Origin of the sequence: Sphingobacterium lactis (assembly GCF_051951495.1) — a bacterium.
Taxonomy (GTDB): domain Bacteria; phylum Bacteroidota; class Bacteroidia; order Sphingobacteriales; family Sphingobacteriaceae; genus Sphingobacterium; species Sphingobacterium lactis_A.
Map to the genome: position 1 here is coordinate 41,195 of NZ_JBNHAS010000003.1, position 13,315 is coordinate 54,509.

13 protein-coding genes are annotated in these 13,315 nt (G+C 35.9%); all 13 read right to left on the minus strand.

Translation table 11 applies throughout. The features are described from left to right. Positions 1–41 precede the first annotated feature (41 nt). The 13 genes from ACP6L2_RS12225 to ACP6L2_RS12285 are packed head-to-tail and all read right to left on the minus strand — an operon-like array spanning position 42 to position 13,315. Complete coding sequence (locus ACP6L2_RS12225) at positions 42–2,450, minus strand: GumC family protein (protein WP_440509645.1); 2,409 nt, start codon at positions 2,448–2,450, stop codon at positions 42–44. A gap of 1 nt (position 2,451) precedes the next feature. Next, positions 2,452–3,222 carry a polysaccharide biosynthesis/export family protein gene (locus ACP6L2_RS12230; protein WP_440509647.1) on the minus strand — a complete coding sequence of 257 codons (771 nt, stop codon included), beginning with the start codon at positions 3,220–3,222 and terminating at the stop codon, positions 2,452–2,454. 45 nt (positions 3,223–3,267) lie between these two features. Further along, complete coding sequence (locus ACP6L2_RS12235; protein WP_440509649.1) at positions 3,268–4,242, minus strand: MraY family glycosyltransferase; 975 nt, start codon at positions 4,240–4,242, stop codon at positions 3,268–3,270. After that, positions 4,242–5,153 (minus strand): NAD-dependent epimerase/dehydratase family protein, encoded by a 912-nt coding sequence (locus tag ACP6L2_RS12240; RefSeq protein WP_440509651.1) that lies wholly within the window; start codon positions 5,151–5,153, stop codon positions 4,242–4,244. Before ACP6L2_RS12240 ends, ACP6L2_RS12235 begins: the two co-directional genes overlap by 1 nt. Then, positions 5,153–6,409, minus strand: coding sequence for a glycosyltransferase family 4 protein (locus tag ACP6L2_RS12245; protein ID WP_440509653.1), 1,257 nt, complete (start codon positions 6,407–6,409; stop codon positions 5,153–5,155). The genes ACP6L2_RS12240 and ACP6L2_RS12245 overlap by 1 nt, the downstream gene beginning before the upstream one ends. Beyond that, positions 6,409–7,548, minus strand: coding sequence for a non-hydrolyzing UDP-N-acetylglucosamine 2-epimerase (wecB, locus tag ACP6L2_RS12250; RefSeq protein WP_440509655.1), 1,140 nt, complete (start codon positions 7,546–7,548; stop codon positions 6,409–6,411). The genes ACP6L2_RS12245 and wecB overlap by 1 nt, the downstream gene beginning before the upstream one ends. A 13-nt stretch (positions 7,549–7,561) precedes the next feature. Further along, positions 7,562–8,680: a polysaccharide biosynthesis C-terminal domain-containing protein gene (locus ACP6L2_RS12255; RefSeq protein WP_440509657.1), complete on the minus strand. Its 1,119-nt coding sequence runs from the start codon at positions 8,678–8,680 to the stop codon at positions 7,562–7,564. Then, positions 8,680–9,105: a WxcM-like domain-containing protein gene (locus ACP6L2_RS12260; protein WP_440509659.1), complete on the minus strand. Its 426-nt coding sequence runs from the start codon at positions 9,103–9,105 to the stop codon at positions 8,680–8,682. The genes ACP6L2_RS12255 and ACP6L2_RS12260 overlap by 1 nt, the downstream gene beginning before the upstream one ends. A 4-nt stretch (positions 9,106–9,109) precedes the next feature. Next, complete coding sequence (locus ACP6L2_RS12265) at positions 9,110–10,144, minus strand: polysaccharide biosynthesis protein (RefSeq protein WP_440509661.1); 1,035 nt, start codon at positions 10,142–10,144, stop codon at positions 9,110–9,112. A 10-nt stretch (positions 10,145–10,154) separates the two neighbouring features. Next, entirely contained in the window at positions 10,155–10,913 is a 759-nt protein-coding gene (locus ACP6L2_RS12270) for an AglZ/HisF2 family acetamidino modification protein (protein ID WP_440509662.1), read from the minus strand. A gap of 6 nt (positions 10,914–10,919) precedes the next feature. After that, a complete protein-coding gene (gene hisH, locus ACP6L2_RS12275) occupies positions 10,920–11,534 on the minus strand; it encodes an imidazole glycerol phosphate synthase subunit HisH (protein ID WP_440509663.1) in 615 nt (204 codons plus the stop codon). Then, a complete protein-coding gene (locus ACP6L2_RS12280; RefSeq protein WP_440509664.1) occupies positions 11,534–12,679 on the minus strand; it encodes an N-acetyl sugar amidotransferase in 1,146 nt (381 codons plus the stop codon). The genes hisH and ACP6L2_RS12280 overlap by 1 nt, the downstream gene beginning before the upstream one ends. A gap of 18 nt (positions 12,680–12,697) precedes the next feature. Then, the gene (locus tag ACP6L2_RS12285; protein WP_440509665.1) at positions 12,698–13,315 is read right to left on the minus strand and encodes a CatB-related O-acetyltransferase; all 618 of its coding nucleotides are present in this window, start codon (positions 13,313–13,315) and stop codon (positions 12,698–12,700) included.

Sequence of the window (13,315 nt, forward strand, 5' to 3'; positions counted from 1 at the left end):
GCGAAAAGAAAAAGGGTTCCAAATTTTGGAACCCTTTTTTATTACTTCTTCTTCTTTTTAAACAATTTTTTGAATTCTTTTTTAAGCTTGGCTCGTATGGAAACAGAATCGTTTTCTGCTTCTCCATAACCATAACCATAACCATAGCCGTATCCATAACCACGAGCGAAATCCACATCGTTTATGACCACAGCCATGTTTTTCAGCTTGCCATCCTCATACAGTTCCTTAGGTACGTTTAATAGACGCTTATCCAAGTAATTCGCACGTGACACATAGATGGTCATATCGGCATTATCTGCAATTAATAGGGTATCTGTTACCAAACTAACCGGAGCTGTATCCACCAAGACAAAGTCATAGTGAGCACGTCCATAATCAATCACCTCTTTGAAATGACCATTCATTAACAATTCCGCAGGGTTAGGTGCAATATAACCGGAATAGATGATATCAAAATCATAAGGTGCTGGCTTCTTAATAATGATGTTTTCTACAGGCATATCCGGATTAATCAAGAATTGCGTAATTCCGATATTGGTATGCTGCAAATGCGAAAGGCCTAAATAATCCAATACCTTAGGAGAACGAATATCCGCCCCTATTAATAGGACACGCTTACCAGACATGGCTAAGATTCTCGACAAGTTAGTCGCTACGAAGGACTTACCCTCACCAGATGTTGTCGATGTCACGAATATAACCGCCGAATCCTTTTTGGCTCCAAGCATAAAGGCAATATTCGTACGCAAAATACGGAAGGCCTCTGCCAAGGATGATCGATCATTATCCTTCACGATTGGATCATCCGAACTTGGTATCTCACCCAAAATAGGTGCATTGAATTTCTCCTCAATGTCCTTACGTGAATGGATTTTATTATCCAATAAGAATTTAAGATATAAAATTACAAATGGAATAATAAAACCAAGTATTAAAGCGCCTAATAAAATAATTGCCTTTTTAGGTGCAACGGGAATGTTAGATCCATAAGCTGAATCGATGATTTTCAATATATCCGGTTGTGCAGCAGCCTTAATCTCATTCTCTTCACGTTTTTCTAATAAGAACAAATAAATGGACTCTACAATCTTTTGCTGTCTGGAAATATCCCTAAACCCTAATTCTTGTTTAGGGACGTTTGAAACACGACCCTGTAATTGGTTTCTTTTATTTTGGGAATTATTTAAGGACAATTGAAGTACAGATCTGTAATTATCAACCGAACTATTTAAATTGTTATTCAAAGAGCGGATATTGTCCGTAATATTTTTAACAACTGGATTTTCCGGGGTTGAACTTTTTAATAAATCCTCACGTTCCAAGACGAGTTTATTATATTCCACGATTGTCTTTTCAATAGACATATCCTCCAAGCCCACATTGGACGGCAATAATTGTAAATCATGGTTATTTCTAATGGATTCACGCATATAATCAGCCAACTGCAATTGGGTTCTTTTTTCCAATACTTCCTTTTCAGCTTCAGTTAAGGTTTTTAGGTTTAATTCTGCCTCAGCCTCCAAATCGGTCATATTGTTAGAGGATTTATAATCCTGAACCTTTTTATCCACATTCTCCAAATCGTTTCCAATCAAATTCAGACGAGTTGTGATAAATTTGGAGGTAGCTTCAGTCACCTTGCTTTTATCCTCTGAAACATCAATATTGTATTGCTCAATTAAGTCATTAATAATGATTTTGGATTTTTCAATAAGCGGACCTGTTATGGAAAAGTTTACAATATAGGATTGCTTTTCCGAGTTTGGAGAAATGGCGATATTCTTTTGAAGATTATCGATAACCTTATCAATAGGCTCTACACTTATCTTAACACCCTTTATGTTATTTGCTTGGTTTATTTTGTTCGGAATAACAATAATTTCTCCAAAGGAGGTTTTGAAAGCCTTACCATAAGCAATTTTACCTATTGTGTTCCCATCTACTTCTTCAACAGATATAGTATTATTGTCTAAAATTTCAAGACTGATTGTTCCTGATGGATTTCGAAGATTTGGTTTTTGAACAATAATTTTAACTGGACTTTCAGATTCAATAACTTCAGACTCCTTTATACTTCCTTTCACATAATAAGTATACTGAAGGTTATTTTTTTCAATTATCTTCCGTAATAATCTACGCGAACGAATAACATCAATTTGATCAAGCACAAAAGCAGATTGCCCTGAACCTCCCGCCAAGGAACTTAATTCAGCCAAACCAGATAGCTCCCCAGTAGCCTTATCTTCCTTTTCTAATAGTATCTTAGCATCTACCTTATATTGACGAGTTGAATAGCGTAAGTATATACTCGCTGCTAATACAACAACAACAATAGATAATAAAAACCATTTCCAATAAAAAAAATATTGTTCAAGTATCTGTTTTAAATCCAACTCATTTCCTTCTTCGTTGGAGACAGTATTTATGGACGTCTTTGATTGGGACATATTAATTTTTGATATTTGTAACTATTAGGGCTGTAATCGTGATTAACAAACTTGAAATGGAAATCCAAACATTGGTATCTTGTCCAAATCTTGAGTTTCTAACCTGAGAGTTATTTGGCTCCACATAAATCACGTCATTTTGTGCCAAATAGTAATAGGGTGAATTAATCAAAGAATCCGTTAACAGATTCAAACGGTGCATTTCTTTAACCCCGTTTTTTTCTCGGATTAACAACACATTTTCTCTTACACCTTTAATCGTCATATCTCCAGCCATACCTATAGCTTCCAAAATTGTTACTCGTTCTTGAGGAAGGGTATAAGTATTCGGTCGATTTACTTCACCTAATACCGTAACCTTGAAATTAGCAAAGGTAATATTGACACCAGGATTCACGATGTATTGGCTCAATTTTGACTTTAATAATTCCGTTGCTTCTAATCGGCTCAAACCTTCAAATTTTAATTTTCCAATAACCGGAAAGTCAATTTCTCCATTATGGTCCACTAGGTAAGTAGGTTTAAATGCTAAATCATTGGTGGCTGCAGTTTGAATCTGATATTGATTTTGTTGATTGAAAGGAAGTGTCGCTTTTAAATCTTCAGCCGAAACCAAAATCGTCAATAAATCTTCTTGCTGTATTTTAGGTGCATATTTAGCATAAATATTTTCCGGAATTACATTTGAATTCTGTAAATAAACTATTTCTTTGCGAGAAGCACATGAAGCGAATATGGCTAATACCGCTATCAAGAATAAAAATCTCTTCATATTGTTTTTCTAAAGGGCTAAAATAACAATTATTAATTTAAATGTTTAAAGTGTTGAATCTGTTTTCAATACATATTTTTTATATATACTGGTTTTGATTACTAAATAAATAATGCTTCCAAAAATAAGGACTGAACAGGCATAAATAATTTGTATGTTAATTTCCTTACTGCTCAAATATATTGCCAATAATCCAACAAGGAATTGAATGAAGCCATACATAAAGGAAACTACTAGTTTATTTTGACCTGCTTCATTAGCTAAATATTGGTATAAATGCGATCGGTGGGCTTTAAAAATATTTTCACCTTTCATTAAGCGTTGTATAATTGTCCAGACAGCATCAATTCCATATACCGCTAAAAACAAGATGTATAAAAAATTTCCTGTTTTAATAATAAGCGCACCTAAGCCAAATAATAAGATGTAGGCAATGGCTACAGAGCCAACATCACCGGCAAAGCATTTTGCATTAGTTCGAAAATTAAAGAACGCAAAGACCAATACAGCAAACAAGGTGTATGCCAATAAATCCTGATCGATGAAATTTATACTATGATTAACGATCATTAATAATCCTCCTACGGCTAAACTATAGCTTGCTGTAATCCCATTGATGCCATCCATAAAATTGTAGGCATTTATTACACCCACAATGACCACAAAAGCAATCAGTAAGTAAAACCAAGGCATATTAAAAAGGTTCAATTCATAAGCCATCAATAGAACCGCCGTAAAATGTACCAATAGCCGAAGTTTATTGGATAAGGTGAAAACATCATCCAAAAAAGATATAATCGTCATCATGGAAAGACCAATAAAAAAGAAGGGATATTGGAATCCAGAGCTAATAAAATAAATGACTACAGCAAAATAAAAGATAATTCCACCTCCTCTTAAAGTAACACGGGTATGAGAGGAGCGTTCATTAGGCTTATCAATGATATTGAAACGATCAGCGACTTGAAAATAGACAAGTTCAAGTACAAATAATAAAATAAATACGATTAAATAAACCATCAGGAATTAGCTTGTTTAAATGATTCAATAGTAATTTTTAGTCCAGCTTGTGTTGATATTGGTAAATGTTGGATTCCAAGCTCACGCTTAATTTTTGCATTCGAAACCACATAAGATTCCGTCAATTTCTTTAATCTATCGGAGTTCAAAGGAAGTGGTAATACATCGCCTACCTTAACTATGGTAGATATTAAACCTTTGGACACATTCCAAAGCTTTACCTTCTTCTTTAATACCGACGCAATCAATTCAATTAATTCATTGGTTGATAAAGGAACATCATCAGCAAAGTTATATACTCCTGATGCTATATCCCTTTTATCTAGTATAGAATTAACCATAAATGACAGGTTATCAATGCTTAAAAAGGAACGTTGGTTCTCAAAACTGGCAAGAGGCCATGGCATTCCTTTTTCAACAATTTTATAAAGCAAGTTTAAATTTCCCTTATTGCCGGGTCCATGTATCATACATGGCCGAATAATAAAAATTCTTTTTCCTGCAGGCAGCTCTTTATTTAGGATATATTGCTCTGCCTCAAGTTTAGATTTTCCATAAGGTGTAAAAGGTTTGGCATTGACATCTTCTACCAATATGCCATCAGTAGTGTCAGCAACTGCTTTTACCGATGAGAAATAAAAAAAGTCTCGAATTTCTGATTTCAGGAATTCCTCAAAAATCGCAATAGTCAAATCTCTATTTACTTGGAAATATTCTATTTCTTGCGAGGTATTGGAGGTGTCATGTGCCTTTCCTGCTAAATGAATAAGTGCATCTGCCTCTTTTGGAAGCTCGTTAATCCACTTGGAATCCCGTAAGGAAAGTGGATAAACAGTTTTACCCTTTTCTTGTAGATACTTTATTAAATTTTGTCCTACAAAACCTGATGCTCCTGTGATAATTATGCTCATTAATCTAACAAATTATTTATTAATCGGATATACTTATTCACCACCACATCTTTGGAATAATATCTATTTACTTCCTCTAATCCTTTTGCTCCCATTTCTTGAAGAGATTGTCTGTCATGCATTCGTAGAAAATTGACCATCTCGTTTATCTTGGTCTCAAAATTTGAGGTCGTAATCAGACAGGCACAAGATATCGGCTTTAAGAAGTTGACAATTGGCGTGCCTTCTCCGGAACAAACCATTAATGGCTTGCCGCAAGCCATAATGGTGTATACTTTCGAAGGGAAGCCATGACCTTCCATTTCCTTGGACATAAAAATATACTGCAAATCTGCGAATGCCAATAATTTAGGCATTGTTTCTCGAGGTTGATAAGGAAGAACATGAACATTGGATAAACCATTTATTTTCACCTGCTCTTCCACATAAGATTTCATTACCCCTTCACCAATGACATAAAAATCAAAGGCTTCGTTTTTTAATAAAACCGCCAATTGAATTAAGGGCATCCAATCTTGTGCATGCCCAATATTTCCGGCATACATCAATTTGATATGATCATTCGGTGGAAACTTTTTTGGATCAAGACCCAAATCTACATCCATTATAGGTTTATAGAGTTCTGTGTCCACAAAATTAGGAATGATATGTAGCTTCTGCTGATCATCAAAGCGGTCGACAATAGTCTTATAGAATACTTCATCTATCGTAGTCACCGCATCCGATTTATTGTACACAAAGCGTTCTAACCATTTTAAGAATTTTATGATAAAACCATTCTTTAGCCCTCCTTGTTCAATCAAAAAGTCTGGATAAATTTCCTGTACATTGTAGACAACTTTCGCCTTTTTTACCTTTGCAATGAGTAGATTAATAAATCCTATAGTAAGTGGAGGCGAAGGAGATAGAATAGCCGAAACATTCTTTTCCTTTAACCCCAAGATAATCGCCATGATATGCCAAAAAACAAAGCCTACTAAACGTAAAGCTGTGGATTTGAATTTCTTCTGTGGCACATGCAGAACCTTAATCCCATCAAAATTACTTTCATAGAATAATCCTAAAGCTCGCTTTTTAAGGGGCTGTTTCTTTAGTTCTGATTCTAATGTGTTATAATGAGGGGTAGTGGTCAAAACCACTACCTCATATCCTTCCTTCTTGAATCCCTTTGCGATATCATTATACAGATATGCTGTCGATACCCCATCAGGACTAAAGGCAATACTATGGATTAAAATCTTTCTTTTCTTCTGCATTATATTTCTTCTGACCAAACGGTTCTTTTGATATAATCTGTATAGGAAATAATGATGCGCACTACTTTTTCAGATACATTTGGCATGGAATAATCAGCTACTGGTCTGAAATTACGTTCTTTACCGATTTTTTGTTGTAATACCTGCGTAAGACCTTGTAAGATTCTTTCTGGAGATAGACCAACCATCATAACGGATGCTTCTTCCATAGCTTCTGGTCTTTCATGTGCTTGACGGATATTAAGGGCACGGAAATTTAAAATGGAGGATTCTTCTGAGATGGTGCCTGAATCGGATAGTACGGCATATGATCTTTTCTGCAAAGCATTGTAGTCATGGAATCCTAAAGGTTTTAGGAATTGAATTTCCGGACGCATTTCAATTTGCATCTTATCAATCATATTCTTGGTACGAGGATGTGTCGACACGATGATTGGATATCCGTATTTCTCAGCAATCGCGTTCAGAGATGCCATTAAACCCCTAAAGTTTTTCTCCGAATTGATGTTTTCTTCCCGGTGTGAGGAAATCACAAAAAACTTACCTTCTTCCAAATTCAATTTCTCCAAGACATTCGAAGCATCAATCTCAGGTAAATAGTGGGTTAACACTTCAAACATTGGCGACCCTGTTTTGATGATACGATCAGCAGGTAAACCTTCGCGTAATAGGTATTCTCTCGCAATATCAGAATAGGTTAAATTGATATCTGCTGTATGGTCTACTATTTTACGGTTAGTTTCCTCTGGAACACGTTGGTCAAAACATCTGTTTCCTGCTTCCATGTGGAAAATTGGAATATGACGTTTCTTAGCCGGGATGGCACATAGACAGGAATTGGTGTCACCCAATACCAAAAATGCTTCCGGCTTAAGTTCTTCCAAAAGTGGATCAATCTTGATCAAGATGTTTCCTACAGTTTCTGTGGCTGTTTTTCCTGCCGCTTCTAAAAAATAATCCGGTTTACGAAGTCCTAAATCTTCAAAGAAAATTTGGTTCAATTCGTAATCGTAGTTCTGTCCGGTATGGACGATAATATGTTCTACAGCTTCAGAAGCATCTAAAGCCGATAATACACGAGATAATCTAATAATTTCTGGTCGAGTACCTACGACCGTCATTACTTTTAATTTTTTCATTTTTATTTAAGTATTAAACTGTTTCAAAATACGTATCTGCATCTGCCGGATTAAATGGCTCATTAATCCAGAAAATAGTGTACAAATCTTCTTCCCCAATGTTTTTTATGTTGTGGGTATACCAAATTGGCATATCCACATAGGCTGGTTCAGATCCGTCTAAGTAAAAATCCAGCACTTCATCAGTACCAATTTTACGTAACTGAATCAATGCCTTCCCTTTTATTACAGCAAAACGCTCTATTTTACGCGTATGATAGTGGTTTCCCCTGGTGATTCCAGGAACAGTAGTCGAAAAAGAACACTGACCGCCAATCCCAAGGCGAATAACCTCTACAAATGCACCACGAGGATCCACATGCTGTGTGAATTTAACTGGGAAATGAGTCTTGTATTCTATATACGAGCGATAAGTATTGAATAAATTGTGCTCAAATGAATCATGAATAACAGGAATTTCGCCAGCATCAAAATATTTGGTTTTATAATCCAATAGCAAATTCAAAACTTCGGTCACCTTTTTTGTAGCTGTAGGTGCAATCAATAAATCTGCCGTCGCCTTTTCTGCTTTTATTTCTTCAATAATTTTTTCTACCAGCTCCTGAACATAAATCAATTTTACTTCGCCATCATTGACTACCGTAGGAATTTCACCATGCGTTAATTGATGACAGAAGGTAGCAACAAATGAATTGTAGAATGGCTTCCCAAAAGCACCAAATACATTTGGAATAATCAATCCTGAAACCTTAGCTCCATTTTCAGCAGCCCAGTTCACTAGCGCTTCACGACCTTCTTTTTTTGATTTTCCGTAAAGATTATCTCGTTCTTCCTGTGTAGAAGATGAAATCAAGACATGTGGAGTAGATCCCGTACGTGTTAAGGAAGCGATTAGCTTTTCGACAAGTCCAATATTGGTTTCGTAAATTACTTGCTCGCTTTCATGACGATTCATTGCCGCTAAATGTACAATCACATCGCATTCGGCAACAAATTCATCCAATTTGGATGCATCTTCAAAGAATTCCTTTTGAAATTCTACAACAGAAAAGTTTTCAGGAGTTAATTTTAAAGTATGATATAAATGTTTTCCAACAAAACCATTTTGACCGGTTATTCCAATTTTTGTCATTACTGTATTTTATTAATAAAATAATCTAATGGGTAAGTATAATCGTCATTCTTCGCATTATCGATGGGGTAGTCTGAAAAAACAAGCAATTCGCTGTCAGCTTCTAAGGCTTGAAAAGCCGTGGCATACCCTGCCGATAAATGTAAAATCTTATTTTCCTTTGAATCTATTATTTCTTTTCGGACAGGCAGATCTTTCGAAGCTTCATCCCAATTGTCTATTGCCACAATATCTATTACAAATGAACCTGAAATAACATAAAACCATCTTTGCTCTATACGATGCGCTCTCCAACCTCTAATAAGCTCGGTATCCGCATTTTTAATGATATAGAATCGTTTCACCAGGGTCATGTCAAAATCATTTACAAACCTGATTTGACCTCTTTCGTCCTTGGCTATCCCGCCTTGAATTTCTTCAATCATAATATTAATAAGGATATTGCATTACATCTTCACCAAATACTTCTTTACGAATTAATGGCAATTTTGAAATAAGGTTTTTCAATCCTTCCACACCTTGTTGTTCCGTATTATGTGAATGGTAGTCTTCAATCTTTGAAATATCCTGCTCACCTTCGGAGAAATATTTCGCGTAATTTAAGTCCCTATTATCTGCTGGAATACGATAGAAGTCGCCCATATCCTCCGCTTTAATCATCTCCTCACGTGTACAAAGTGTCTCGTATAATTTTTCACCGTGTCTTGTACCAATCACCTTAACAGGAACTTCCTTGCCTGTTAATTCGATTAATGCTTTAGCCAGGTCACCAATGGATCCTGCAGGTGCCTTATTAACAAAAAGATCTCCAGGGTTACCATGCTCAAAGGCAAATAAAACCAAATCAACTGCATCCTCTAAGGACATGAAAAAGCGGGACATATTAGGATCTGTCACTGTAATAGGTTCGTTTTTCTGGATTTGATTTAAAAACAATGGGATAACCGAACCTCTAGACGCCATTACGTTTCCATAACGGGTAAGGCATACTACTGTATCGGTTAGATTACGAGCTTCTGCCACCGCCACTTTCTCCATCATCGCTTTGGAGATTCCCATGGCATTAATAGGATAAGCAGCTTTATCTGTAGATAAACAGATTACTTTTTTTACACCATTCGATGCTGCTGCACGAATTACATTTTGTGTTCCTTCCACATTGGTTTTTACCGCTTGCATAGGGAAAAACTCACAAGATGGAACCTGTTTTAGAGCTGCCGCATGAAAGATATAATCTACTCCACGTGTAGCAGGTTCTACAGATGCAAAATCCCTAACATCACCTATATAATATTTGATTTTATCATTTTTATATAGATTTCGCATATCATCCTGTTTCTTTTCATCTCGAGAAAATATGCGAATTTCGCGAAAATGATCTGTCTGTAAAAAACGATTCAACACCGCAGTACCAAAAGATCCAGTACCACCTGTGATTAACAAAACTTTATTCTTAATTTCCATGTAATCCGATTTAAAATAATTTTTCCTTTTCTTCTTTTGTAGGGTAATTGATTAGTACCGCTTTGTAAACCCCTTTGAAAACAAAGAGACTACCCGCAGCAACACCTATAATTTTATGTTTATCTATAACTTTTTTGATGTCTTCCAAGGAGCCAGCTCCTCCCAAAACGGTCATTGGTAAAGAGGTTTGTTCGCGTGCTTTGTCGATCAAACCAAAATCATATCCTTTCATCACACCGTCTTGATCAATTGAATTAATAATGATCTCTCCGGCGCCTAGCTCTTGTGCTTCCTGAATGAATTGAAATGGATTAATACCTGTACCTTTTTTACCATTGTGTGTATATACTTCGTAGCCACCAAACATTTTCTTTTTCACATCAAGTACCACAATGACCGATTGTGCTCCAACTCGGTCTGCAATAGCTGTAATAAGTTTAGGATTTTGTAAGACTGCCGATGATAGTGCAATCTTTTCAATACCTAGTCCGAAAATTCGCTGCGCCTGTTCAACGGTTTTTACCCCGCCTCCATAACATAAAGGCATTCTAGATTGATTGGCAATACGCTCGATCAAACTGTAATTCGGCTCATGACCTTTAACAGTAGCATCAATATCAAAAATAGCCAACTCGTCTACGGATTTCTCATTAAAAATCTTAACCGCATTGATGGGATCTCCAACATATTTGGGATTCTTAAAATTTACCGTTTTTACTAATCCATTATCCTGAATTAGTAGGCTAGGGATAATTCTTGGTCTTAGCATAAGTTCTTAGAGTTTAGCAAAATTATGTAATAAAATCTCCCCATATTGATGGCTTTTCTCCGGATGGAACTGAATACCATATTTATTCTCATGATGTGCAGCAGAGGCAAAATTAATTCCATAATCTGTAACAGCCATGACATCCTCTTGATGGTTGCATTCGAAATAGTAAGTATGTAAGAAGTAAAAGATAGCTTCTTTTTCCAGGCCCTTGAATAGGCTAATATCCTTAACGGGTTTCACATCGTTCCAACCCATATGAGGTAAACGAGTAACCTGTTTAATGGTCGATTCATCAAACTTACGCACCGAAGCATCAATCCATTTTAAACCGTCCAGTTTTCCTTCATCACTATGATTTGCCATCATTTGCATGCCCACACAAATACCAATTACAGGAACCTTATCCTCCAAAACCATTTTATCCAAGGTATCACGCATACCTGAATTATTAAGCTGTGTCATGGCATGATCGAAATGTCCTACTCCTGGCAGAATCAATTTCTCTGCTCCATGCAAATCTTCTTTGTTCCGCGCTATCTTTACAGGCACATCCACTCTTTTGTACACATTGACAAAAGCATTGATATTCCCTACTCCGTAATCAATTAATGTTATCATTATCTAAATAATCTCTTTTCCATACCTAATTTCTGCATTACCTGCGCTCCTAGTTTGATAATGCCCATTTTATTTTTGTAATCGTTATAGGTTTTATTTGGACCCTCAAAGATTTCTTGTAACTCAGCTTTGGTTAAGTCTAATTTATTAGCTACGTATTCAAACTCTTTTTGTAAGAATTCTTCGGATAACTCTGGACGCGAAATACGGTCAAGCGCCTCTTCTCTGGTCATCTGACCAGTTAAAATCAAAGAAGAAAAGTGCGCTCTACGTTTTTCAAATCCAAATTTGCGTGGCAACCAATAATCCTCATAAAATCTGGTAAAGCGCGATTCATGATGCTTATGTTGGAATGGCTCCCATCCAAATTTATCTTGCAATAATTGCTCAGCATCTGCTTTGATATAAGGCACAAGATTCAATGGTTTGAAAACTTCCATACCATATACATATTTGTAGTAGATCTTATAGCTTAAAATATCAACCAATGGAAAAGTTTTCAAGGGACGAGTTCCAAATTTACCATGAATATCTTTTACCAATTTTACATCGATTCCTGGGAAACCTCCCCATTCTTCGGGTTCTCTACAACATTCTGTAGAAAAATTTCCTCCAGTCAACACGTAGTTAATATTATTCTTACGTGCAAACTTATACAGGCCTGAGAAGAAGGCATAATCTTGAGGTAAATCCTGATCCGCAATTTGAGATTTTAAGAATGATCGCTGCAAGTCTTTCATTTCTTCCCAATTGATTACTTCCGTGTAAAGGTCAAGGTTCAAGCCATTAATCAATTTTTCGATATTCCCAACTGCCTTGTCTGTATTCCAGCCTGCATCCACATGGAATATCAATGGACGGATTCCCATAATCTCTTTGGCCACATAAGCCGCATAAGAACTATCTAATCCACCACTAAGACCTATAATACAGTCGAAATCCTTATTACGGCTTGTCTTTTTGATCTTGTCCGCAATCTTCATTAATTCTTCGTAGCCACGCTCATCCGTGTGCCAATTGGGAACTATATTTTCAATATAGTTGGTGTAATAATCACTCTCTCCCTTTTCATTGAATACAATATTTGGATCGGTCGTATCCATTATTGTCTTTGTACATATTTGGTATGGTCTTTTACTTTCCATAAAAATTATTTATATATTTTATCCCTTTTCTATTTTCGACAAAAATTCTTTCACATTATTAATTGATGAACTATATTCTCTGATTTTTTCATCATTCCAAGACCACCATTCACTTTTTAAAAGTTTATCAATGGTCTCGTCATCAAATCTTTTTCTGATAAGCTTCGCAGGATTTCCAGCCCAGATTTCATATGGCCCAATATCTTTTGTAACAACAGATCCCATCCCGATAACAGCTCCATCACCTACCTTCAAATTAGCTTTTATTAGAACATTGTTCCCGATCCAAATATCATTTCCAAGTTTAGTATTGGATTCTAATGAGAATTTATGTTTAGAAAATTTAGTGGGTAAATGATCTCTATTTTCATTGAAAACAGTACTAGTACTTACCCAATCAATAGTGTGTGAGGCTCCACCGATAATCACGTTTGCACCCACGGAACAAAATGATCCAATTTGAGTATTTACAATAATACAGTCATATCCTATATCAGTATATTTACCAAGTGAGACATTTACCAATTGACTTCCGGAGCATATTTTAGATCCTTTACCAATTTTTACGTTTACCAAAGCCTTTAGTCTAATCTTTTTTAACAACTTAGACCAATAATATTCGAGTTTACCTAACAT